Origin of the sequence: Bradyrhizobium sp. CCBAU 65884 (assembly GCF_028128835.1) — a bacterium.
Taxonomy (GTDB): Bacteria; Pseudomonadota; Alphaproteobacteria; order Rhizobiales; family Xanthobacteraceae; genus Bradyrhizobium; species Bradyrhizobium ottawaense.
Genome location: NZ_LBJU01000134.1, coordinates 377,168 through 400,059 on the forward strand (window position 1 = coordinate 377,168; position 22,892 = coordinate 400,059).

The window sequence follows — 22,892 nt, forward strand, 5'->3', positions numbered from 1 at the left end:
TTTGCTTCTCCTAGATGGCCTGCTTATTGCCGCCTTGCAGCGTGATGCCGGTTGTGCGGCCGGACGTATCGGGCGGCTTCGCCCGCTTGCTCATAAACTCCTCGCAATAGAGTTCCATGTTCTGCCGCGCGCGCATGCTGTCGCGGCGGAGCTGGGAATAGGCTCCCTCCTCGTCGAGGCCGTCTTGCTGCATCAGCAGGACGACCGCCCGGATCACCGCGCGCCGGCCGCGGCGGCGCTCCTCGAGGCCTTGAAGGCGCTCATACATCTCGGCGCGCAGCAGGAACTGGTTGATGCCCATGAACAGGGACGTGTAGACCGCGCCGCCATGCACGGGCTTACGCAGGAACGAGGTTGCACCGAGATTGACGAGCGCCTTGAGCCGGCTCGGCGCTTCGACGCCGACGAGGCCGATCACCGGCACCGGCGGCAAACGCGAGCCGGGATTGACCTCGATCGCTACCGCGCCTTCGAGATCGCCGTCGATGAACAGGATGTCCCGCTCGGCCTGAAGGCTTGCGACGTCAATCTGCGCACGACCGTCGATGATCTCCGGATATTCGGTGGAGACGCCAAGCTTGGCCAGCGTCGTTTCGAGCGCGCTCTCCCATCCGCCTCGCCGGGTGACGACGATGGCACGGCCGCCCTTGAAGTTCTGTAGCAGTCGGGAGCTCATGATTGCACCACCTTCAAAAGCGGAGAGCGCATTGCGCTGGCAAAGCGCGGCGACGACTGAACGAGATAGGGATCCGGTGCGATTGGCTCGCGCGATTCCAGCAGCACTTCGAACTGCCCGCTGACCGTCGACCGGCCGATCCGGGGCGTCAGCCAGGCATGGAAGGTCTGGCGGTCGATGCGGACCTCGCCTTGCGGAGCGCGCAGCCGCTGGTCTGCCACAGCGGCGCGTACCGTGCGGGCGTCGTCGGTGCCGGCTTGTGACAGGGCCGCTCCGAGCAGCTTGACGGCGATGTAGGACGCTTCGGCATCAGCCGACGAGACCGGTCCATCCGGAAAGGACGTGGAGTAGGCACGAATGAAGGCGCCGTTTTCCGCCGAGTTCAGCGAGGAGAAATAGACACTCGAGGACAGATGTCCATCGACGGCGTCCGGGCCGATCTCCGGCAATTCCGGCTCCGACAGCGTGCAGCTCGCGACCGGGATTTCAGCCGCCTGATCGATGCCACGCGCACGGCAGGCGGCCCGGAACGCCCGGAAGAAGGCGTAAGCGCTGGTGCCGATCAAATTGTTGAAGACGAAGTCCGGACGCTGATCGATGATCGCTGCGATCACCTGGTCGACCTCGGTGTCGCCAACCGAGAGATACCGCTCGGCAAGCACGGTGCCACCGCGCGCGGCCAGCGCCTCCCGGAAGATGCGATTGTTTTCCCAGGCCCAGATGTAATTGGAGCCGACGCAGAAGGCGCGCGAGCCGACGCGGGATGCCAAATAATCGACGAGCGGCAGCACGTGCTGGTTCGGCGCGGCGCCGGTATAGATGACGTTGTCGGAGCTCTCGAAGCCCTCGTAGTGAGACGGATACCACAGCAGTCCGTCGAACTTTTCGAAGCAGGGGATCACTTCCTTGCGGCTCGACGAGGTGTAGCAGCCGACCACATGCCGGACGCCGGAACCGAGCAGCTCGAGGCTGAGCGAACGATAGCTCGCAAGGTCGCCGGCCGGGTTGACCACGACCGGCTCCAGCGCAATGTCGTCACGGCCCGCATTGATTTCGCGAAACGCGAGCAGCGCCCCGTTCAGCATCGAGCGCGCAACGACGCTGTAGGATCCCGTCGTCGACAGCATCACGCCGATCCGATAGTTCGTCCGCGCCATCACTCGTTCCAAAATAAAAAGGCGCCCACCGGCTGTTAAGCCGAGGGCGCCCTCGCCGCCAACTGAGCACGCCAATCGGCGTGATGTTGGAAATGGTTGAAGCTCGTTGCGTTGACGGGCTGAACTGCCCAACGCTTGCATGATACGGTCGTTGAGATCAGTTACGAAGTCAAGCGCGTTATTGCAGCGAAAGCTGCCGCGATTCATATCGTGGTGCAGCAAAACTATGCAGCCGAGCCAAGGGCGCCGCATCGCTGCGGCGGAGATGCCAGGGCACGCCTGACGTCCGGTTTCCGGCGGGCTATTGAAAGCTGCGTGCCGAGCTGCCAGGAGGCCCACGCCCAGCCGAGAGCATCGTCGCTTGCCGCACGAACGACGGATGTCTCTGCCAGCTGTCGGTTTCGTTGGGGCGAGTGAACTTCAGCTGCCTTGGGGCCCCGTCTGGTATCGAGCCGCCTCTGCACGATCTCATCCCGAGACCAAGCCCAAACGGCCCTGGGATTTAAGAATTTGGTAACGATACGAACGTGGTTGAGCGCGTTAATGCAAATCGCACACCGCCGGTGTCTAGCCCGTAACGACCCTGCTATAAAGCGTAGCCACGGCTCGATCGACTTCGCGAATTATCCGGTTTCCCTGATTGCGCATGAACAAGCTTAGCAACACGTTCGACATCGTCATCGAGCAGGCGTTCGACTTTCTGTCTCCGGAATATGCCGAGCTGTTTGATCGCTCGGCCGCCACTGCGTTCCAGCATCCGATCTGGCTGCACAGCCTCTACACCAGGCTCGCTTCGGATGCGGGTGCGACACCTCTGGTCGTCGTGGTCCGCCACCGCGCGACAGGCGCCCTTGCGATGGTGCTGCCCTTGCTCCGGATCCGGCGCGGCCCGATCCGAACCGTCGAGTTCGCCGACCTCCGCGTCTCCGACTATCTGGCGCCGGTTTGCAGCCCGAAAGTGTTCTCGCAACTGCTCGATGACGCGGACGCATGCGCGGAGATTCGGCGCCTCGTTCGCCCTTTCGATCTGCTCCGGATCACCAAACTGCCCGACGGGCGGCTTCCGATCGAGAACCTCCTGGCCGCATCGCGCCGCGTATCGATGGACACCAACGCCTACGCGACGGTCCTGGTCGCGCCGTTCGAGCAATGGCGGGCCGGTGCGATCGATCGCTCCTATCAGAAGGAGCTCGCAAAGAAATATCGTCAGCTCCAGAAGAAGGGCGCGCTGAGCTTCTCATGCTGCAACGACAGCGCCTCCGTGCTCGAGGCGATGGACGTGATGAGGAAGTTTCGCGGTCCGCGCTTTCAGGCGCAAGGCGACGGAGATCTGCTCCAGCGTCCCGAATATTTCGGCTTCTATTCCGACGTGGCCCTTCGTGGGCTCGGCTCCTTTGTGCGTCTCTATGCCATGAAGATGGACGGCGAAGTGATCGCCGCCGTGCTCGGCCTCTGCCATCAGGGCAGCTTCCTCATCATCATGAGCGCCTTCGACATTGCCGGGTACAAGAGCCAGTCCCTGGGCGCGCTGATGTTCGAGCAGGTAGCGCGGGATTGCATCGAGCGCGGCGATCAGATGCTCGATTTCACCATCGGTGACGAGCCATACAAGAAACTGTTCGGCGGACAGCCCTCGCCGATGTGGGCGATCACGAAAGCCGGCAGCACCGCAGGTGCCATCGCCCTGTTCGCGCTAAAGCAGGCTCCCTGGCTCAAACTGGCGGCCAAGCGGCTCTCGGATTTGCGGCTCCTGCCCGCCCGCACCTCGACGCCCACGCGCTGAAAAACGGCAGGCGAAGGGCCGCGGAACTCAGGCGCGCAACGCCCCGCGAACACGCCCGAGCCAGCCGGGATGCATTTGATCGACGCGGTGTGTCAGGCTGCGCCGCAGGAAGTGCAGCCGGCGCCGGACATCCCAGCCGATATCGTTGCGGGATGTCAGGGCCTGGCGGAAGCGCGCCATCTTGAGGGACTGCTGATCCGCCGCGATCTTGTCGCGATCGGAATAGAACTGCGTAATCTTCTCCTGGTCCATGCCTGGGGTCGCGAGCCACTTCGGCGCATATTCGGTGCACAGACGATCGACGTCCACCAGCAGGCGCGCGACGCCCGTGCCGGCGGCGGGACAATTGGTCTGGAACGCATCGCCGATGAGCACGATGCCGGGCTGGAGATGTCCCTCGACGACGGTCAGATCCATCACCCAGTTCTGGACACGGTCGGTGACGCGGAAATCGCCGAGATAGGGCCGCAATCCCGGCAGCAGACGCAGAACGGTCGCTTCCGGTTCGCGACGCAGCTCGCGCATGATCGGATCGGTCGGGTCGCGGAACATGAAGAGATTGGCACGCATGCCGGCGCGAACGGGAAACAGGCTGAGATAGTCGATGCCGTCGGCCGTGCGCTCGCCATAGCAGGTCAGTGCCTCGAAATCGAACGGCGCGCCATCGCCGCGGGCGATCGTGAAACCGAACGAAACCGAATGGCGCTCGGCGAGAATCTGCCGCTTGATACCGAGTTTATAACCGAGAGCCGCCGCCATTCCCGTGGCGAGAACGACGAGACGCGCAGTCACGCGCCGTCCGGACGCCAGCTCGAGATGCTGGACGTCGTCGCTGCAGCTGATCGCGGTGACCTCGTCGACGATCAGATCGGATGGCTCGGGGATCCGGCTGCGCGCCATGGCAACGAGATCGGCATAGGGAAATCCGTAGGCTTGGCCGACGCTGACATCGACCACCTTGCCTTCCCGGATATTGAGCACCTGATCATATCGACAAGCGACATTTTCGAGCGCGTCGAGGAAGCCCAGCTTGCGGAGCATCGCCAACTGATGGCCGCCGATCTTTTCGACCCGGAACTCGTCCGGATAGACCGCCCGCTTGTCGATCAGGACGATGCGATGCCCTGCCCGCGCCAGCACGGCCGCCGCAAGCGATCCTGCAAGGCCACCACCGACGATCGCGATGTCCGCAACGATCGTCGAAGTGCCAGCTGCGCCGATCGGCTCGGTCACAGTTCTATCCGCCGTCATGATCCAGGCTCCCACGGTCAACCAAAGCCGTACGTGCAATTCTCCGGCCTGATGTCGCATCGCAGGACCAAACGCGATCATTTCTCGGTATCGAGGTTAATGAAGCGGGGGACCCGGCCGCCCGGACGAAAGCCGGCACGCCTCTTGCTCGGGATTCTCCGTAAATTCCGGCTTCTGGCAGTTCTGCGGTCGATCCCGGCGAGGCATTCGGCATTCAAGCGGCTGATCTCGCCTTTCTCGGCCGTCGATGCGGCGCTATGCCGTCAGTCGGCCTGAGCTCGGCCCTGGTCTATCTGGGACAATGGGGACGGTGATGTTCCACAGTGAAGCAACCGGCATGAGCGCGACATCGACGCCGCAGGCGAGATCCTGGATGCCCTGCATTAACACTCGCATTTCTTCGGCATGCTAGGTTGTCACCGGTATCGGAAGATGTCTCTTCAGGAGAGAGCAGCTCCTTAAATTTCATGATCAAATCCATCCTCCAGCTCATGCGGCGCGACGTCACGCGCGGTGTCGTCGGGACCATCCTGCTCAAGGTTGGTAGCGGCGCGCTCGCGTTTGCGCTGTTTTCGCTGGCGGCACGAACGATGTCGCCCGACGGCTTCGGTATCTTTGCGACCTGGCTTTCGGTTGCCCAGATCGCCGCCGTCGTGGGACTGGTCGGCCAGGAATCGTTGCTGGTGCGGTTCCTGAACGAATATCAGGTCGGCGACAGGCCGGATCTCACCAAAGGTGTCCTCTTATCGAGCTTCAAGATTACCTCGATCGCAATGCTGATCGTGATCGCGGGGATCGCCATCGCGGCGAACATGAGAGGCGATGGGTGGCTGCTCATACTTGCGGTATCGGCCTACACGGCCGCGAATGCCGGCGTGATGCTCGGCAGCCAGATCGCACGCTCACTGGTCAGCATTCTCACGGGCGAGGGAAATCGCGAGTTCTTCTGGCGAGTCATCGTCGTCCTGTTTCTGCTCGCCATGCTGCTCGGTCATCGGCAACTCGATCCCGCCGAGTTGATGGCGGTGATGACAATTGCCATATCGGTGGGCCTGGTTGCGCAAATCGTTTCGATCGCGCGCGTGCTGCCGGATTTGCGCGGTACGCCGGCGCGCTCCGAAACGTCCCGCTGGCGCTCGAGCGCCCTGCACTTCTGGCTTGCATCCATTCTTGAAGCCGCAAACCAGTATTTCGACGTCATTCTGGTGTACTGGATGCTGGATCCAGTAACTGCCGGTATCTACTTTGCCGCATCGCGCCTTGCCAATATCTTCGCCATGCTATCTGCGGCGCTATATACGTTCGGAGCCCGCCGGCTTCCCTCGCTGTATTTCAGCAAGAACCACCAGGAGTTCGAGCGAACCTTGCAGCTGATGGCGGAGGTGACCGCGCTATGCGTGGTCGCCGGGCTCGCCATGATCTGGATCGGCGGCCCCTATCTCCTCAACCTGTTCGGACCTCATTTCACCGCGCAGCACTCGGTCTTGATCGTGCTCGCAATCGGGACGGCCATCCAGGCCGCAGGCGGCCCATCTGCTGCGATCCTGCAGCTGACCGGCCACGAACGGATCTACGTTCCCGTCGTTGCCGCCAATGTCGCGCTGCGGCTCGTGGGGTTTCTCATCCTCATTCCCTGGCTCGGCGTGCTTGGCGCGGCGATTTCGGCGACCGTGTCGCTGGCGCTCGCGACCATCGCCCTGAACGTCCTCTGCCGCCGGCGAACAGGGGTGGATCCTTCGATCCTCGTGCTGCTGCGCTTCTCCGCCTTGAAGCGCCGCAATTATGCAGTGCGCGGCGCCGACTCCAGCGACTAGGCCTCAATCACGCCGTCGCCCGGTGGTCCGCGATCACGCGCTGGCCGCGCGCAAGGTCGATTGGTTAACGCGCGCTCGCCGCGCAGCAGCCGGGAACCGGCGAAATGCCTGCGGGAACGATGTCGACTGCCAAGCCTGGCATTAACTCCGTTTGTTGCTAGTCGGTGTCCGCGCGATGCCCGCATGATAGGTACGGAGTTAAGAAGGTGAAGATTTCGTTTCTTTAGCGGGTCGGGATCGGTGCTCCACTATCAGCCGAATAAGGAATTGGGCGAGACGACCGCGACGGCACCCGCGCGGTCGAACGGCAGCGGACGAAAGCTGCACGTGCTTCTCGCGCAAACCCAGGCCGAGAACGCCGGAGCGCAGGAGATCTCCAGGCTTCTTGGCGCCGGGCTGACCGCGCGCGGCTACCGCGTCACCAATCTCTTCTTCTTCCGTAAATCGCATTCCTTCGATGAGCCGCCCGATACGCTCTACTGCGCGCCGAGCCGGCCGGGCAATCCGATGGCGTTGCTGCGGATGCTGTGGACACTCGGCCGCCATATCAGCACCATCAAACCCGACGCCGTCCTGACCTTCCAGCATTTCGGCAACGTGATCGGCGGCGGCGTGACGCGCCTCGTCAGCCGCGCACCCGTCATCGCAAATCAGGTTTCATCCGCGCTGGCGATGAGCTGGCCGGTCCGCACGGCTGACATCTTCATGGGTAGCCTTGGCTTCTTCGACCGCATCACGCTCAATTCGCAGGACATGCAGCGCGAGTATTCGCGCTACCCCGCGGCCTACCGGTCGCGCATGGTGCATGTCCCGCACGGCTTCGACGACAAGGCCCTTACCCTGTCGAAGGAGACCGCGCGACAGAAGTTCAACCTGCCGCCGGATCGCATATTGCTCGGCTGCGCAGCGAGACTGCATCCGCACAAGCGTCTCGACCTGGCGATACGTCTGCTGCCGGATCAGCCGTCCTGGCACCTTGCGCTTGCCGGCCAGGGAGCCGACGAGGCCCGGCTGAAGCTGCTGGCGAGTGAATTGAAGGTGTCGGACAGGCTGCATTTGCTGGGGGAAATCCCGCCCAGCCGGATGGCGGACTTTCTCGCCTGCCTGGACGTGTTCGTATTCCCGACACAGGCCGAGACCTTCGGTCTGGCCGCGGTCGAGGCTGCGAACGCCGGTGTTCCCTCCGTCGTCACCGATCTTCCCGTCCTGCGCGAAGTGTTGTCCTACGAAGGAAGACCGACCGCGCTCTTCATCGACGCTTCCGATCATGCGAAGCTCTCCGCGGCCGTCTCCAGGCTGCTGACGGACCAACATCTAAGCGACGAACTGCGACAAAACGCCAAAGGCCTGCGGTTGCGCTATTCGGTAGATGCCATGGTGGAGGAATACGTTCGAATTCTCGGCCAGGTCATCTGACCGGACGATTGGAATAGATGGGCTCGACATGATCATCGAGTTTCGCTGTGAACGTGAGTACGCGCGGCGGTGGATGGGCCGCGAGACGCTGCTGATCGACGGCCGGGAAGTTCCGGTTCAAATCGCGTGGACGGCGACGGCCAAGCCGCGGCCCGCAGGTCTCGACGCCCTGTTCGAGCTCGAACGCATGGTGCTGCACAAGGGCAAACACAGCAGCGTCCACAGGCTGAACGTCATTCCGGGACCGACGCGGGCTCGCACCGAGACAGCCGACGTAATCGTCGACTTCACCGGCGCCGCGCGCGATCCGAACGACTCCGTCCGGCTGTATCTCCGTCCGCTGTTCAATGGCGTTGCAGGCGAGAACGCCGCGCTCGCCGCCATTCTGGCTGGCGACCTGCCGGTGATCGACATCGTCAACGAGGTCGACGGTTCGGTCCTCGATCGCGGCCATCCATCCGGAGAAATTGCCGCCGGCCTGAGCGGCGCACTCGAAACCGTCATGGCGCGAACCCTGACCATGGTGGCGGCGATCCTATCGGGACGACCGCGGCTTGTGCCGCAACTGGCGCGTCCGGCAGCGGATGGCCCGCGTCGTGGCCCCGTTGGCTATGTCGCGCGCGGCCTTGCCGTGTCGATCGCCAAGGAGATTTATCGCCTGTGCTGCTATGCCCCTCACTGGCATGTCGGGTGGCGCTTCAATGACGGCGCGGGCGTCTGGCAGACCGGAGATCTATCAGGTCCAAGCTGGAACGTTCTGGGAGATCCTGGAAACCACTTCTACGCCGATCCCTTTCCCATGACCTGGCAGGGACGAACATTCGTCTTCTTCGAAGATCTGGATCATCGGGTTGGAAAGGGCATCATTTCGGCGATCGAGTTCGGCGACAGCGGGCCGACCGGCGAGGTCGTGCCCGTGCTGGAGGAGCCCTGGCACCTCTCCTATCCCTTCCTGATCGAAGACGGCGGCGATTTGTGGATGATCCCGGAGAGCTCGATCCGCGGCGACGTCGCCCTCTACAAATGCGTTCGGTTCCCGGACAAATGGGAGCGACACGCGACGCTCCTGTCAGGCCTTGAGCTGGCCGACGTCACGATCACGCGGCACAACGGCCTGCACTATCTATTCGGGGCCTGGCGCGACGGAACCGGCGGTTATTCGGACTCGCTGGCGATCTACTACGCCGAGCACCTCCTGGGCCCCTGGTTGCCCCATGCCAGCAATCCGGTCCTGATCGACCGCGCGAGCACGCGGCCGGCGGGGAATTTCGTGACCATCAATGATCAATTGTGGCGCCCGGTCCAGAACTGTGCCGACGGATACGGTGCGGCGCTCGCGCTGGCGGAAGTGATCGAGTTGTCGCCAACGGCCTTCAAGCAGGTCGTCCGCCATTCCTTGAAGCCCGGACCGGTGTGGCCTGGCAGAAAGCTGCACACCCTGAACCGCTGCGGCCGGCTCGAGGTGATCGACGGATCGCGTGTCCAACCCAAGACCCGCGGCTTCGCGGGCAGATTTCCGTCCGCCGTTCAGTCTCCGCGCACCAGTTCATACACCGCCGGCTGAAGCCGCCGGCGCGCTGTCGCTTGCGCTGCGTCCGAGCGCGCGGGCAAGGACGTGCCCGAGCGTTCCGGCCTGTGACGCGCTGCCGCGCCAGGCCACGATCTGGTCGGGACGTATCAGAGCGAGGTCCGCCTCATAGAGGTCGCGCAAGGATGCCGGCAGCGTGACGGGCTTCACGTCGACGCCGAGGTTGCGGACGGCATCGGTGACCGCCGCGTGAGACGACGCGATCTCGCCGAACTGAAGCAGCGTCCATTCGAACCCGAACAGGTCGTACAGGGACACGCCATCGTCCAACCACGCATGCGGTGCGCGGCCACCGGGGCAGGCGCTGGGAACGTAGACGTTTGCGGCATCGGGCGGCGGCTGGCTGCCATCGGAGACGATGATCGGCGAGCCGTCGTACCGTCCGCCGAAGGTGACACCGGGGATGTTGAATTCGGCACGGGCGTGCTGTTCGAGATAAATGCCCGCCGTCCGCCGCGCCTCGCTGCCCTCGTCGGTGGCGTCCTCGATGTCAGGCGCCGGCGCGAACAGACCAAGGGAGTCCGCGAAGCGCCGCGCATAGTCGGTATTGCGGAGCGCCACCGGACGCCGCTCGACCTCGTAGCTGTCGAGCAGCGTCGCCGGGCTCAGACTCTTGACGACGCTTGCGAGCTTCCAGCCGAGATTGACCGCATCCTCGATCGCGGTGTTGTATCCGAGCCCGCCGGTCGGCGTGAACAGATGCGCGGCGTCGCCGCCGAGGAACACCCTGCCCCGCTGCATGCCGTCCGCCACCAGCGCGTGACCGGCGGTCCAGGTCAGGAAGGACAGCACCTCGCAATCGATCGGCGCGCCGCACGCGCGCTGGAACGCGGCCTTGGCCTCGTTGATCGTGATCGCACTTTCGTCCTCGCCCGGCCGAAGCTGCGTGTGAAACGCGAATTCGTCACGCCCGTTCACCGAGGCCATGAAGGCGCGGCGGTCGCCGTTGAAGCAATTGTACATCCACGCCTTGGCGTGCGGGATGCTCGCGTAAAACTCCGGTGAACGGAGATAGACCGCCAGCATGCGGCCGCCCATGAAGTCACGCTGCGTTCCGGTCTCGCCGCCATAGACAATGCCGAGCGATTGCCGGACCGTCGAGCGTGGTCCGTCGGCGCCAACGAGGAAGTCGGCCTCCACCTGAAAGCGGCGGCCGTCAGCGAGACATTCGATCTCGCCGACGATGCCTTCATCGCTTTCGACGTAGCCGATCAGCCGGTGGCCATAGTTCAGCTTGATGCCGGCAAGCCGTTCGGCATGGCGGCGCAGCACCGCCTCGACATATTTCTGCGAGACCCGGTGCGGCAGCTCCGCCGCGCTCCAGGAGCCCGACATGCCCTTGATCAGCTCGCCCGCGCGCGACGATGACGGCAGGGCAAACCGCGCCAGCTCGTAGCCGGCATAACGGGTGAAGTACGCAACGTCGGTCGGGTAGTCCGCAGGCAGGCCTTCGCGCCTGATCTCGTCGGCAAAACCAAGCCGCCGATAGTGCTCCATCGAGCGCGCCTGCGTTGCATTGGCCTGCGGATTGAACGCGGTCCCCGGCTTCTCGTCGACCAGGATCGCGGACACACCGCGACGGCCGAGCTCGTTGGCCAGCATCAGCCCGCAGGGCCCCCCGCCCACGATGAGCACTGCGGCCGTCAGACGTGTTTCCAAGACGCTTCTCCCTACCAGCATTATCTTGCATGGTAAGGAGGCCTGACGATATCGTCAAGTCGCCTGACTAATCGACATTCTCGAGCGTGTCGAACCTCTCGCCATAGACCGCCAGTCCCTTCAGGATCGCGTCCATCGTGGCCTTGCCGAGCTCGGCGCGCATCTCCTGCTCGGCGATGTCCACGGCATCGCGGAACGCATCCAGCCATTTGCGCCCGGCGGGCGTGAACATGACGATGCGCGCGCGCCGGTCGGTCGGATCGGCGATACGATTGACGAGGCCGAGCTCGGCGCATTGATCGACCAGCTCGCCCATCGCCTGCTTGCTCATGGAGGCGCGGCGGGCGAGCTCGGTGAGCCTCGTTCCCTCGACGTCGAGATTGCGGGTCAGGCTGACATGCGCGATGCGCGTCTCGTCGTGCCCCTTCTCGCTCATCAATTCGAGCACGCGGCCTTCGAAGCGCCGCACGGCGTTGTTGAGCAGGCGACCGATATTGGCATGCCGCCACGCGGTGCCGGATGTGGCGCCGGATATCCTGGATTTCACGAGATCTGCTTCCGATTCGGACTGATCGAGATTGCGCGAGGCTAACACAAGAGGCAGCCCGCGCGCTCGGACAGCCGATCAGCGCGCATTGCGGCTGTGACGCCACGGGCGGCATGAATCAAAACGCCGCCCGTCATCCCGTGCTTCGAGCGCTCCCGGCAAGGGGCGCTTACTGGGAACGATCCGAGGTCCAGCCCTTATACTCGGCGACATTGTCCCTGGTCACCAGCTTGGACGGCAGCAGCTCGACGGTCGAGGCCGGCTTCTGGCCATTGAGAATGCCGACGCCCACCTGCACGGCCCGCCGCGCCATGAAGAACGGGTCCTGCGAAGCCGAGGCCTGGATCTGCGGCGACTGCGGATCCTTCAGCGCGGCCTCGATATCGGGCGCGCCGTCGACCGCGGTGATGACGATTCCGCTGCGGTTCTGCTGGCGCGCCGCAAGGTCGGTGCCGATCGCCTGCGGGTCGTTGATGGCGAAGATGGCGTCGATCTTGGGGAAGCGCGTCAGATAACCCTGCGCGACGGTGAGGCCGCCTTCGCGCGAGCCTTTGCCGTCCTGGTCGTTGGACAACACCTTGATGCCGGCATTCTTCGAGAAGACGTTCTTGCAGCCGACGACGCGGTCGATCACGGCGGAGACCTGCGGCCCATTCTCGATGATGACGTCGCCCTTGCCGCCCAGCTTGTCGACGATGTACTGGCAGGAGATCTCACCGGCCTGCACGTTGTTCGTGGTCACGGTGGCGTCGGCGCCTTCGGCCGCGGTGTCGACCGCGACGACGACGATGCCTGCCGCCTGCGCCTTCTTGATCGCCGGCCCGATTGCCTTGGGATCGCCGGGGTTGAGCAGGATCAGGTCGACGCCAGCGGCAATGAAATTGTCGATCTGGGTGACCTGCTTGCCGAGGTCGTATTCGAAGCCGACTGCCGTGATCTTCACATTGGGATTGGTCTTCTTCGCCTCGAACTCGGCGCCCTTCGACAGCGCGACGAAGAACGGATTGCCCATCGATCCCAGCGAGACGCCGATCGACTTGAGCTCCTTGGCGAAGGATGGCGCGGCGCTGAGGGCAAGCGCCGTCGCGGCGCCGGCGAGCATGATCGTCTTCAACATGGACTTCCTCCCTGGTCTGTCTTCGTCCCCGGCGCGGCAGACCAGTTGCCGCAACGGAACCTCGCATTCAAGTTCTGGCAGAGCCCTTCAAGTTCTGGCGGAGCCCTGCAGCCGGTAGCGATCGAGCGCCACGGCGCCGATGATCACCAGGCCCTTGATGACATATTGCCAGATGTCGGAGACGCCGACGAGGATCAGGCCGTTCGACAGCACCGCGATGATCAACGCACCGACCAGCGTGCCCCAGATCGAGCCGATGCCGCCGACGAAGGAGGTGCCGCCGAGGATCACGGCGGTGATCGCGTCGAGTTCGTAGGACTGGCCGAGCTGCAGGCCGTTGGCCGCATAGAGCCGCGCCGCCTGCATGGCGCCGCCGAGCCCGGCGAAAAGCCCGGAGACGCCGTAGACGAAGATCAGCACGCCCCAGACCTTGATGCCGGCAAGCCGCGCCGCGCTTTCATTGCCGCCCACCGCATAGATGTGCACGCCGAGTACGGTCCGGCGCAGCACCAGCCACGAAACGAGGATGACGAGCAAGGCGATCACCGAGAGCCACGGGATCGACGCGACGCCGGGGATGAGGGTCAGCGAGCCGTTGCCGATGAAGGCATAGGGAATGGACGGATTGAACACGGTGGTATCGGCCCCGAGCAGTCGCGCCAGGCCGCGTACCGCAGTGAGCGAGCCGAGCGTGACGATGAAGGGCGGCAATCGGAGCAGCGCGATCAGCGCGCCGTTGACGACACCGAAGCCAAGGCCGGTGAGCAGCGCGGCCGGCAGCCAAAGCATCCCGAGCTCCGGCATCTTGGAGAGCGTCAACCCGGCCATGGCGGAAGCCGCCAGGATCGAGCCGACCGAAAGGTCGATGCCGCCGGTGAGGATGACAAAGGTCATGCCTGCGGCAAGCACGGTGTTCACCGCGGCCTGCTGCAGCACGATGCCGAGATTTTGTCCGGTGAAGAAGCGGCCCTCGGACAGGAAGTGGAAGCCGCCGCAGAGGATCAGCAGCACCGGCAACATACCGAGCGCGCTGATCAGCACCCTCACCCGCTGGCGCTTTGACTCTGCGGCGGCACCGTTGGTCGTCGCCGGTGCGGGCTTGGCCTGCGAGGCACCATTGTCAGGCATCGAGATGCTCCATCCCCGTGGCAAGCGCCATGATGTCTTCCTGGTTCAACGGCGCCGTCTCGGTTCGCCGGACCTCGCCTGCAACCAGTCCCGACCGCATCACGACGACGCGGTCACAGATGCCGATGATCTCGGGCAGGTCGGACGAGATGACGAGGATCGCGGTGCCGGCTTTGGCAAGATTGTCGATGATCGAATAGATCTCGGATTTGGCGCCGACGTCGACGCCGCGCGTCGGCTCGTCGAGGATCAGCACCTTAGGCGCAATGGCAAGAAGCCGCGACAACAGCAGCTTCTGCTGATTGCCGCCGGACAGGCCGCCGGCGGGAACGCCGACATTGGCGGCGCGGATGCTGAGCCCTGCGAAGGCCCGATCGGCGCGCTCGCGTGCCTTATCGCGATCCAGGAACCAGCCGAGCTTCGCATCGCGGCTGAGGACCGCGAGGTTGATGTTGTCCAGACATGACATGTCGAGAAACAGGCCGAGCGCCTTGCGGTCCTCCGTCAGATAGGCGATGCCGGCCTCAAGCGCCTCACCCGGCGTGCGGATCTCGACCGGCCGTCCCTCCAGCTCGAGCCGGCCGGAGGTTTTTGGCAACGCGCCGATGATGAGATGCGCAAGCTCGGTACGCCCGGCGCCGATCAGGCCGGCGAGACCGACCACCTCACCCGCGTGCACGGTCAGCGAGCAGCCCTTGACGCGCAGGCCATCGGCCATGTCGATCGCGGCGAGCACGGGATGGCCGCGTCCCGCCTCCGGATCATGGTCCTTCTTGTAGAACGATGAGACGTCGCGCCCGACCATCAGCCGCACGATGGTGTCCGCACGGATCTCGGGCTTGTCGAGCGAGCCGACCAGCCGGCCGTCGCGCAGCACGGTGACGCGGTCGCCGAGCGCGTAGACCTCGTCCATGCGATGCGAGATGTAGATGATGGCGAGGCCCTCGGCGCGAAGCTGGCGGATCAGCGCGAACAGCCGTGCGCTCTCGCCGGCCGACAGCGCCGTGGTCGGCTCGTCCATGATCAGGATCCTTGATCTCGCGTGCAGCGCACGCGCGATCTCGACCAGTTGCCGTTGCCCCATGGACAGATGCGCCACCAGCGTCGACGGCAGGAAGTCCGCACCGAGCCGCTTCAGGATGGGACCGACGCCCTCGCGCATGGCGCCGCGCGCCAGCAAGCCTGTCCGCGATATCTCTCGCCCCAGATAGATATTCTCGGCAACGCTGAGATTGGGCGCGAGCGACAGCTCCTGATAGATGATGGAGATGCCTGCCGCGCGGCCGCCGAGCGGACCTTCGATCCGTACCGGCTGTCCTTCGATGCGGATCTCGCCGCCGGGATCCGGCCGATAGGCGCCGGACAGGATCTTCATCAGCGTCGACTTGCCGGCGCCGTTCTCACCCATCAGGGCATGAATTTCACCGGCATAGACAGTGAGATCGACGGCGCGCAGCGCCTTGATGCCGAAGAAGGACTTTGAGACCCCGCGCATCTCGAGGATCGGATCGTTCATCGTGCCTCCCGGCGCACAATGCGTTTCCCACCCGCGTCTCAATCATTCTGTCAGCGCGGCTTGCGCATTAAACAAAAGGCCGCGGCACAGGGCAATACCGAACAGACGGGAATGTAGCATCGAGGCGATGCTAGTGGCGCGGCCGATACAGTTCGCGCCAGGCGGGAAGCCGCTCGGCATAAGCATCAGTCAGCCCGGTGTCAGGTTTGTACGTCTCGATGCGCTGCGGCCGGGTGCAAACGGTGGCGATCGCCTCACCGGTGACAGCAAGTCGCCCCAATCTCGCCGCACCGAACGCTGCGCCGGTCTCACCTCCGGCGAAGCGGTGGATCGGAATATTCAGCACGTTCGCCAGCACCGAGAGCCAGAAGCCGGACCGTGAACCACCGCCAATGGCATCGGCTTCCGTAATCACAATGCCAGCATCGGCGAGCGCGTCGCGGCAATCGGCCAGCGCGAAGGCAACGCCCTCGAGCACCGCCTGCACGATCGCCGCGCGATCGGTGCCATGGCTCAAACCATCGAGCATGCCGCGCACGACGGGATCGTCGTGCGGGGTCCGCTCACCCGCGAGATAAGGCAGGAAGCTCACCGGCGACGGCGCCTGTGGATGCGATCCAAGCGGCGCCAGCAACTCGGCCTCGCTGACGCCGAACAGGCGCGCGGCCCAGGCGAGGCAGGAGGCGGCCGACAGCATCGCGCCAGCCTGAATCCACATGCCGGGAATGGCGTGGCAGAAGGTATGCACCGCACAGTCCGGGTTCGCAGCGATTGTGCTGGTCGGCGCCAGCAGGGCACCCGAGGTTCCCAAAGATACGAACGCGGTTCCCGGCTGGATCGCACCGATGCCGACGGCGCCCGCCGGATTGTCGCCAGCGCCGCCCGCGATCACCGGCTGCCTCACCATGCCCCAGCGCTGCGCGAGGTCGCTGCGCAATGTTGCTGCTGCCGCGCATCCCTCGACCAGGCGCGGCATGTGATCGCGCGACAGGCCGGTCGCGGCCAAGGCCTCGTCCGACCAGTCCCGGCGCGCGACGTCGAGCCAAAGGGATCCCGACGCATCCGACACGTCCTCGACGGCCTCGCCTGACATCACCAGGCGCAGATAGGCCTTTGGCAGCAGCACCAATTTCGTCGCTGCAAAGACTTCAGGTTCGTGCGTCGCGACCCAGAGCAGTTTCGGCGCGGTAAAGCCTGGCATCGCCTTATTGCCCGTCACGGCACGCAAGGCGGGCCAGCGCTGCTCCAGGACGCGACACTCGGCGGCAGCGCGTCCGTCGTTCCACAGGATGCAAGGCCGCAGCGGCCTCGAGCTCGCATCGAGCAGCGTGGCGCCATGCATCTGGCCGGACAGCCCAATGCCCTCGACCGCCGCCAGCTCTTTTCCATGCGACGTCTTCAGGGCATCGAGCGTGGCGAAGGTCGCCTCGATCCATTGCGCGGGGTCCTGCTCGTAATAACCCGATTGCGGCGAGGTGATCATCAGCGGCCGGCTCTCGCTTGCAATCACGCGCTGGGCGCCGTCGACGAGAACGGTCTTGACTGCGGAGGTGCCGAGATCGATGCCGAGATACATGACTGCTTCCGCTCACTTCGCCGCGTCGATCCAGATCCCCGGCTCGGAATGCTCGCGGATGTGGCTGACCAGGAAGTCGGAAAACACCCTGATCTTGGCAGGCAGCCGGACGCGGTTTTGATAGGCGATGTTCATGGTGAGCAGCGGCAGCTCCCAGCCCATCAGGACAGGCACCAGCCGGCCGGCCGCGATATCGCTCTGCACGATGTAAAGCGGCTGGATCAGGATGCCGAGCCCCGCGCGTGCCGCACCGCAGATGATCTGGCCATCATTGCTGTCGAGCGTCGGCGCGATCCGCACCGTCTGCGTCGTGCTGCCCTGGCTGAGCCGCAGCGAATAGGGATCGTTGGCGAGATTGTAGATCAGCATGTTGTGGCGGGCGAGATCCGCAGGGTGCTCCGGCCGGCCGTGCTTCTCCAGATATGACGGCGCCGCCGCGAGCACGCGGTGCATCTGGCCGATGCGGCGGACGATGATGTTGGAATCCGGCTCGTGCTCGCGCGTGCGGATCGCCACGTCGATGCCGGCCTCGATGAAGTCCAGGTAGCGGTTTGCGCTGATGATCTGCACGCTGAGATCAGGATACAGCGCGCGGAAGGCGGGCAGCATCGGCGCGAGATAGATCATCGCAAAGGACAGCGAACTCGTCACGCGCAGCATGCCCTTCGGCGACAGCGCGCGGTCGGAGACGGCATCCTCGGCTTCGGCGAGCTCGTTCAACAACGTGCTGCAGCGCTGCAGAAGCTCCTGCCCTGCCTCCGTCAGCCATAGCCGGCGCGTGTTGCGTTCGATCAGCCGGACTGCGAGCCGTTCCTCCAGCGCGCTGAGGTGGCGGCTGGCGGCCGCGTTCGACATCCGCAGGATTTCGGCGGCCTTGGACAGGCTGCCGAGTTCGGCGGTTTTGGAGAAGACTTCGAGTTGGAGCAGCCGGTCCATTTTTGCTAAAAGAGGAAAAGAGACTTACAAATTTTGGCCTTTATTTCCGTTTTCTGCAAGGCAAAATAGCCACAACGAGACATAATCGCAGGCGAGGAAAATCAGGAAATGTCGGGCCCGATCAGGCACATCGTGATGTGGCGGTTGCGCGGGGAAAGCCCCGAGGAGCGCTCCGCCGCCCGGGTCAAGGTCAAGACCCTGTTCGAGGGCCTCAAGGGTAGGATCGACGGCCTCACCCATATCGAAGTCGGCATGGACGTCAGTGCGGTGGACTACGCCTGCGACGTGGTGCTGTTCTCGGAATTTACCGACCAGGCCGCGCTCTCGGCCTATGCCAACCATCCCGAACATCTACGCGTGCGCGAGGCGCTTGGCGACTTGCGGATCGGGCGCTTCCAGGTCGATTATCCCATCAAAGAGACCGGCGCATGATCGGTTCGTTCACCTTTGAAAACCTGCCCTGCCGCGTCGTCTTCGGTAGCGGAACGCTTGGCTCCGCCAAGGCCGAGGTGGAACGGCTCGGCGGCAAGCGCGCGCTTGTGCTGACGACGCCGCAGCAGGAGGCGCAGGGCAAGAGCCTTGGGGCGGCGCTCGGCCCGCTCTATGCCGGCATCTTTCCCGGGGCCACCATGCACACGCCGGTCGAGGTCACGGAGCGTGCGCTAGCGGCAATGAAGGCGTGCGAGGCCGACTGCGTCGTCTCGCTCGGCGGCGGCTCGACCACCGGCCTCGGCAAGGCGCTGGCGCTGCGAACCGGCGTCAACCAGCTCTGCATTCCCACCACCTATGCAGGCTCGGAGATGACGCCGATCGTCGGCCAGACCGAGAACGGCCTGAAGACCACGGTGCGCGATGCGGCTATCCTGCCGGAGACCGTGATCTACGATGTCGACCTCACTTTGACGCTGCCGGCGGGTCTCGCCGCGACATCAGGCATCAACGCGATCGCCCACGCGGTGGAAGCGCTTTACGCGCGCGACACCAATCCCGTGACGTCGCTGATGGCGGAAGAAGGCATCCGCGCACTGGCCCGCGCCCTGCCCGCCATCGCCGCCAAGAGCGACAACCGTGAGGCCCGCACAGAAGCGCTTTACGGCGCCTGGCTGTGCGGTGTTTGTCTGGGCACCGTCGGCATGGCGCTGCATCACAAGCTCTGCCACACGCTCGGCGGAACCTTCGACCTGCCGCATGCCGAGACCCACACCATCGTGCTGCCGCATGCGCTGGCCTACAATGCGCCGGCGGTGCCCGACGCCATGATGCGCATCTCGCGCGCGATTGGCGCTGCCGATGCATCGCAGGGACTTTTCGAACTTGCGAAGCGGCTGGGTGCGAAGACGGGGCTGCGCGATATCGGCATGCCCGAGGGCGGCATCGACAAGGCCGCCGATCTCGCCGTCACCAACGCCTACTGGAATCCGCGGCCGCTCGAGCGCGGCGCCATTCGCGATCTGATCGCACGCGCCTGGACCGGCGAGCCGCCGGGCGCTGTCAAAACGGCGGCGTGAGATCATGCGACGCACGCTGATCAGATCCGCGACCGTCATCAGCATGGATGACGCGATCGGCGACCTCGGCACCGGCGACGTGCTGGTCGAGGGCAACCGGATCGTCGAGGTGCGACCATCGATCGATGTCGCGACCGATACGGAGATCATCGACGGAAAGGGTCGCATCGTCATCCCCGGCCTGATCAACGCGCATATGCACACCTGGCAGACGGGCCTGCGCGGCTATGCCGCGAACTGGACACTGCTGGAATATTTCCGCCGCATGCATGCCGGGCTGGCCACCGTGTTCCGGCCCGACGACATCCATATCGCGACGCTGGTCGGCGCGCTGAACCAAATCAACTGCGGCACGACAACACTCGTCGACTGGTGTCACAACAATCCGACACCTGATCATACCGACGCTGCCGTGCGCGGCCTGATCGAGAGCGGCATTCGTGCCGCGTTCTTCCATGGCTCGCCAAAGCCGGAGCCAAAGCCCGGCGAGCCGCATTTCTCGGAAGTGCCGCATCCGCGCCGCGAGGTCGAGCGGCTGCTCGCAGGCCCCCTTGCCGACCGCGACGGCCTTGTCACGCTGGGCCTTGCGATCCTCGGCCCGCATTATTCGACGCTCGAGGTCGCCATGCATGACTTCCGCTTGGCGCGCGAGCTCAAGCTGATCGCATCGATGCATCAGGGCGGCGGTCCGGCCAAGACGCCCGGCGGCTGGGAGAAGCTGATCGAAGCCGGCCTCGTCGGCACCGACATCAACATCGTCCATGGCAACGATTTGCCCGACAATCTCCTCGACATGATGGTCGATCTCGGCGTCTCCTTCTCGGTGACGCCCGAGAACGAGATGATCCAGGGCCATGGCTTTCCGATCACCGGACGGTTGCTCAGGCGTGGCGTGCGGCCGACCATCGGCATTGACCTCGAATCCATCCTGGCCGGCGACCTGTTCTCCGCCGCGCGCATTGCGCTCTCGATGCAGCGGTCGCTCGACAATGCGGAGTCCCGCAAGACCCTCGGCACCATCCCCGCGACGACCACGATCCCCGTGCGCGAGGCGCTGCGCTGGATCACGACGGAAGGCGCCCGCATGCTCGGCCGCGAGCGCCAGATCGGCTCGCTGACGCCAGGCAAGCTCGCCGATCTCGTCATCATCAACGTCTCCGATCTCAACCTCGTCCCGGTGCATGATCCCGTCGCCACCGTCGTGATGCAGACGAGCCTCGCCAATATCGAGGCCGTCATGATCGGCGGCGCCTGGAAGAAGCGGAACGGCCGACTGCTGGCTGAGGGGTTGGAGACCAAGAAAGAGCTGCTGGCGCAATCCGGCCGGCGGCTGGTGCAGGACATCGAACGACAGGGACGCGCCGCCTGAGGCGCCAACGGACAACAACAATGACAGATACCTCGAAAAACATCGCTTTCATCGGGATCGGCAAGATGGGGCTGCCGATGTCGGCGCTCGTCGCCAAGGCCGGTTTTGCCGTCACCGCGTTCGACCAGAGCGCGGCGCGGATCAACGAGGCACGCGCGCAAGGTATTGCGATTGCCGCATCGCCGGCCGAGGCCGTGAGCGACAAGGCGGCTGTCGTCACCTCCCTGCCCGACGACGTCGCGTTGCGCGGCGCCCTGCTCGGCCCCACCGGCGTCATCGCCGCGATGGCGCCGGGCGCCATTTTGATCGAAACCAGCACTGTCAGTGTCGAGGCTTCTACTGAAGTCGCGGCCGCGGCACAGGCCCGCGGGATTGCCTATCTGCGCGCACCGGTCTCCGGCAATGCCAGCATCGTTCATACCGGCGCCTTGACCTGCTTCGTCTCGGGGCCGAATGACGCCTTCGAAAACGCAAAGCCGCTGTTCGCCGCCTTCACCCGCGCACAGACCTATCTTGGACCAGCTGAGGAAGCCCGCTACGCAAAGCTCTCGGTCAATCTGATGATCGCGGTGTCGGCCGCGATGATGGCCGAGAGCCTGGCGCTGGCGCGCAAGGGCGGCATCGCCTGGCAGGATATCTTGAAGGTGCTCGACGACAGCGCGGTGGCCTCGCCGATGGTGAAATACAAGACCGCGCCGCTACGAACCCGCGATTTCGAGTCGACCTTCTCCTGCAAGCAGATGGCCAAGGATCTCGACCTGATCCTGGGTGCCGGCCATGCCGTCGGCGTGCCGTTGCAGCTGGCGGCCCAAGTGCGCGAGACCTACGGCTCGCTGGTCGCGCAAGGCGACGGCGACACCGACTTCATCGCGACGGTCAAGCACCTGGAACGGCTGTCCGGGCTCGGCGAGCCCAAACTCTGATCGGCGGAAGGCACATATGCGCAATTTCAACGAGAACACGATCACCGATGCGGTGCTGGAGCGGATCAAGGACGCAAGCGATCCGCGCATCAAGCAGGTCAGCGAAGCGCTGGTGCGCCACCTTCATGCCTTCGTCCGCGAGGTGCGGCCGACCCAGAAGGAATGGGAATTCGGCATCGATTTCCTGACCCGCACCGGCCACATGTGCGACGACAAGCGCCAGGAGTTCATCCTGTTGTCGGACACGCTCGGCGTCTCCATGCTGGTCGACGCGATCAACCATCCGATGCCGGAGGGCGCGACCGAAACCACTGTGCTCGGCCCGTTCTTCGTCCAGGCCGCACCGGAAAAGGACAGCGGCGCGGATATCTCCGGTCCGATGGAGGGCGATCCGATGCTGGTCACCGGCTCGGTGGCGACCGTCGACGGCAAGCCGCTCGTGGGCGCCGTCGTCGACGTCTGGCACTCCGACGATGATGGTTATTACGACGTGCAGCAGCTCGATGCCATTGGCGATCTCGCGATGCGCGCGCGCTTCCACACCGACGCCAACGGCAGATTCCATTTCTGGTCGATCAAGCCGGCCGCCTATCCCGTTCCGCATGACGGCCCGGTCGGCGAGATGCTCGAGGCGCAGGGCCGCCATCCCTGGCGCCCCGCGCATGTGCATTTCATGATTTCCGCGCCCGGCTTCGAGCAGCTCGTCACACACGTGTTCGTTGCCGGCGACCAGTATCTCGACTCGGACGTGGTGTTCGGCGTCAAAGACAGCCTGATCCGCGAATTCACCCGGCATCCGGCCGGCCGTGCGCCGGATGGTCGCATGGTGGACAGCGAGTATTTCCATCTCAACTATGATTTCGGCCTAAAGCAGGTCGCGAGCAACGCAAGAGCCGCTTAAGCTAGAGCGGCGACGGACCAGCAAGAG

19 protein-coding genes are annotated in these 22,892 nt (G+C 64.5%); 9 read left to right on the forward strand and 10 right to left on the reverse strand.

Annotated elements, in window-relative coordinates; translation table 11 throughout:
* Nucleotides 1–10 precede the first annotated feature (10 nt).
* Together XI03_RS39725 and XI03_RS39730 are read right to left on the reverse strand one after the other, a co-directional pair.
* Nucleotides 11–676 carry an ANTAR domain-containing response regulator gene (locus XI03_RS39725; RefSeq protein WP_028142502.1) on the reverse strand — a complete coding sequence of 222 codons (666 nt, stop codon included), beginning with the start codon at nt 674–676 and terminating at the stop codon, nt 11–13.
* Complete coding sequence (locus XI03_RS39730) at nt 673–1,833, reverse strand: transporter substrate-binding domain-containing protein (protein WP_271595170.1); 1,161 nt, start codon at nt 1,831–1,833, stop codon at nt 673–675. Before XI03_RS39730 ends, XI03_RS39725 begins: the two co-directional genes overlap by 4 nt.
* Before the next feature lie 646 nt (nt 1,834–2,479).
* Between XI03_RS39730 and XI03_RS39735 the strand changes: the two genes are divergently transcribed.
* The gene (locus tag XI03_RS39735) at nt 2,480–3,616 is read left to right on the forward strand and encodes a GNAT family N-acetyltransferase (RefSeq protein ID WP_028142500.1); all 1,137 of its coding nucleotides are present in this window, start codon (nt 2,480–2,482) and stop codon (nt 3,614–3,616) included.
* A 27-nt stretch (nt 3,617–3,643) separates the two neighbouring features.
* Here XI03_RS39735 and XI03_RS39740 read toward each other — a convergent pair whose 3' ends face one another.
* A complete protein-coding gene (locus XI03_RS39740; RefSeq protein WP_271595171.1) occupies nt 3,644–4,867 on the reverse strand; it encodes an FAD-dependent oxidoreductase in 1,224 nt (407 codons plus the stop codon).
* Nucleotides 4,868–5,334: 467 nt separating this feature from the next.
* On the opposite strand from XI03_RS39740, the gene XI03_RS39745 reads away from it, so the two are divergent.
* From XI03_RS39745 to XI03_RS39755, 3 genes are all read left to right on the forward strand, one after another.
* Nucleotides 5,335–6,681, forward strand: a complete 1,347-nt coding sequence (locus tag XI03_RS39745) for a lipopolysaccharide biosynthesis protein (protein ID WP_028142498.1) — start codon at nt 5,335–5,337, stop codon at nt 6,679–6,681.
* Nucleotides 6,682–6,921: 240 nt separating this feature from the next.
* Nucleotides 6,922–8,097, forward strand: coding sequence for a glycosyltransferase family 4 protein (locus tag XI03_RS39750; RefSeq protein ID WP_271595172.1), 1,176 nt, complete (start codon nt 6,922–6,924; stop codon nt 8,095–8,097).
* A gap of 28 nt (nt 8,098–8,125) precedes the next feature.
* Nucleotides 8,126–9,661 (forward strand): glucosamine inositolphosphorylceramide transferase family protein, encoded by a 1,536-nt coding sequence (locus XI03_RS39755; RefSeq protein WP_271595173.1) that lies wholly within the window; start codon nt 8,126–8,128, stop codon nt 9,659–9,661.
* On the opposite strand, the gene XI03_RS39760 is transcribed toward XI03_RS39755, so the two are convergent.
* The 7 genes from XI03_RS39760 to XI03_RS39790 all read right to left on the reverse strand — a co-directional run bounded on the left by XI03_RS39760 (nt 9,644) and on the right by XI03_RS39790 (nt 18,164).
* Complete coding sequence (locus tag XI03_RS39760; RefSeq protein WP_271595174.1) at nt 9,644–11,365, reverse strand: FAD-dependent oxidoreductase; 1,722 nt, start codon at nt 11,363–11,365, stop codon at nt 9,644–9,646. The two genes, XI03_RS39755 and XI03_RS39760, sit on opposite strands and share 18 nt — an antisense overlap.
* Before the next feature lie 46 nt (nt 11,366–11,411).
* On the reverse strand, nt 11,412–11,879 hold the full coding sequence (locus XI03_RS39765; protein ID WP_440588185.1) for a MarR family winged helix-turn-helix transcriptional regulator: 468 nt from the start codon (nt 11,877–11,879) through the stop codon (nt 11,412–11,414).
* A gap of 181 nt (nt 11,880–12,060) precedes the next feature.
* Complete coding sequence (locus XI03_RS39770; protein WP_028142493.1) at nt 12,061–13,008, reverse strand: ABC transporter substrate-binding protein; 948 nt, start codon at nt 13,006–13,008, stop codon at nt 12,061–12,063.
* Between the two features lie 87 nt (nt 13,009–13,095).
* Nucleotides 13,096–14,136, reverse strand: a complete 1,041-nt coding sequence (locus tag XI03_RS39775; protein WP_271595175.1) for an ABC transporter permease subunit — start codon at nt 14,134–14,136, stop codon at nt 13,096–13,098.
* A complete protein-coding gene (locus tag XI03_RS39780) occupies nt 14,129–15,652 on the reverse strand; it encodes a sugar ABC transporter ATP-binding protein (RefSeq protein WP_028142491.1) in 1,524 nt (507 codons plus the stop codon). Before XI03_RS39780 ends, XI03_RS39775 begins: the two co-directional genes overlap by 8 nt.
* A gap of 130 nt (nt 15,653–15,782) precedes the next feature.
* Nucleotides 15,783–17,228, reverse strand: a complete 1,446-nt coding sequence (gene xylB, locus XI03_RS39785; RefSeq protein ID WP_271595176.1) for a xylulokinase — start codon at nt 17,226–17,228, stop codon at nt 15,783–15,785.
* A gap of 12 nt (nt 17,229–17,240) precedes the next feature.
* The gene (locus XI03_RS39790; RefSeq protein ID WP_091952713.1) at nt 17,241–18,164 is read right to left on the reverse strand and encodes a LysR family transcriptional regulator; all 924 of its coding nucleotides are present in this window, start codon (nt 18,162–18,164) and stop codon (nt 17,241–17,243) included.
* Between the two features lie 108 nt (nt 18,165–18,272).
* Between XI03_RS39790 and XI03_RS39795 the strand changes: the two genes are divergently transcribed.
* Genes XI03_RS39795 through XI03_RS39815 form a run of 5 tightly spaced genes read left to right on the forward strand, consistent with a single transcriptional unit; the run spans nt 18,273 to nt 22,865 of the window.
* Nucleotides 18,273–18,596 (forward strand): Dabb family protein, encoded by a 324-nt coding sequence (locus XI03_RS39795; RefSeq protein WP_038947956.1) that lies wholly within the window; start codon nt 18,273–18,275, stop codon nt 18,594–18,596.
* Entirely contained in the window at nt 18,593–19,672 is a 1,080-nt protein-coding gene (locus XI03_RS39800) for a maleylacetate reductase (RefSeq protein ID WP_271595177.1), read from the forward strand. Before XI03_RS39795 ends, XI03_RS39800 begins: the two co-directional genes overlap by 4 nt.
* A gap of 4 nt (nt 19,673–19,676) precedes the next feature.
* Nucleotides 19,677–21,041, forward strand: a complete 1,365-nt coding sequence (locus XI03_RS39805; RefSeq protein WP_271595178.1) for an amidohydrolase family protein — start codon at nt 19,677–19,679, stop codon at nt 21,039–21,041.
* Nucleotides 21,042–21,061: 20 nt separating this feature from the next.
* Nucleotides 21,062–21,964, forward strand: coding sequence for an NAD(P)-dependent oxidoreductase (locus XI03_RS39810; RefSeq protein WP_271595179.1), 903 nt, complete (start codon nt 21,062–21,064; stop codon nt 21,962–21,964).
* A 16-nt stretch (nt 21,965–21,980) separates the two neighbouring features.
* Nucleotides 21,981–22,865 (forward strand): intradiol ring-cleavage dioxygenase, encoded by an 885-nt coding sequence (locus XI03_RS39815; RefSeq protein ID WP_271595180.1) that lies wholly within the window; start codon nt 21,981–21,983, stop codon nt 22,863–22,865.
* Nucleotides 22,866–22,892 lie beyond the last annotated feature (27 nt).

What these genes read in the sequence shown, in the direction of transcription:
- XI03_RS39730 (WP_271595170.1), bottom strand. Translation starts at nt 1,833, where the DNA reads ATGGCGCGGACGAACTATCGGATCGGCGTGATGCTGTCGACGACGGGA.
- XI03_RS39755 (WP_271595173.1), top strand. Translation starts at nt 8,126, where the DNA reads ATGATCATCGAGTTTCGCTGTGAACGTGAGTACGCGCGGCGGTGGATG.
- XI03_RS39760 (WP_271595174.1), bottom strand. Translation starts at nt 11,365, where the DNA reads ATGCTGGTAGGGAGAAGCGTCTTGGAAACACGTCTGACGGCCGCAGTG.
- XI03_RS39800 (WP_271595177.1), top strand. Translation starts at nt 18,593, where the DNA reads ATGATCGGTTCGTTCACCTTTGAAAACCTGCCCTGCCGCGTCGTCTTC.
- XI03_RS39770 (WP_028142493.1), bottom strand. Translation starts at nt 13,008, where the DNA reads ATGTTGAAGACGATCATGCTCGCCGGCGCCGCGACGGCGCTTGCCCTC.
- XI03_RS39775 (WP_271595175.1), bottom strand. Translation starts at nt 14,136, where the DNA reads ATGCCTGACAATGGTGCCTCGCAGGCCAAGCCCGCACCGGCGACGACC.
- XI03_RS39805 (WP_271595178.1), top strand. Translation starts at nt 19,677, where the DNA reads ATGCGACGCACGCTGATCAGATCCGCGACCGTCATCAGCATGGATGAC.
- XI03_RS39790 (WP_091952713.1), bottom strand. Translation starts at nt 18,164, where the DNA reads ATGGACCGGCTGCTCCAACTCGAAGTCTTCTCCAAAACCGCCGAACTC.
- xylB (WP_271595176.1), bottom strand. Translation starts at nt 17,228, where the DNA reads ATGTATCTCGGCATCGATCTCGGCACCTCCGCAGTCAAGACCGTTCTC.
- XI03_RS39810 (WP_271595179.1), top strand. Translation starts at nt 21,062, where the DNA reads ATGACAGATACCTCGAAAAACATCGCTTTCATCGGGATCGGCAAGATG.
- XI03_RS39725 (WP_028142502.1), bottom strand. Translation starts at nt 676, where the DNA reads ATGAGCTCCCGACTGCTACAGAACTTCAAGGGCGGCCGTGCCATCGTC.
- XI03_RS39740 (WP_271595171.1), bottom strand. Translation starts at nt 4,867, where the DNA reads ATGACGGCGGATAGAACTGTGACCGAGCCGATCGGCGCAGCTGGCACT.
- XI03_RS39780 (WP_028142491.1), bottom strand. Translation starts at nt 15,652, where the DNA reads ATGAACGATCCGATCCTCGAGATGCGCGGGGTCTCAAAGTCCTTCTTC.
- XI03_RS39795 (WP_038947956.1), top strand. Translation starts at nt 18,273, where the DNA reads ATGTCGGGCCCGATCAGGCACATCGTGATGTGGCGGTTGCGCGGGGAA.
- XI03_RS39815 (WP_271595180.1), top strand. Translation starts at nt 21,981, where the DNA reads ATGCGCAATTTCAACGAGAACACGATCACCGATGCGGTGCTGGAGCGG.
- XI03_RS39735 (WP_028142500.1), top strand. Translation starts at nt 2,480, where the DNA reads ATGAACAAGCTTAGCAACACGTTCGACATCGTCATCGAGCAGGCGTTC.
- XI03_RS39745 (WP_028142498.1), top strand. Translation starts at nt 5,335, where the DNA reads ATGATCAAATCCATCCTCCAGCTCATGCGGCGCGACGTCACGCGCGGT.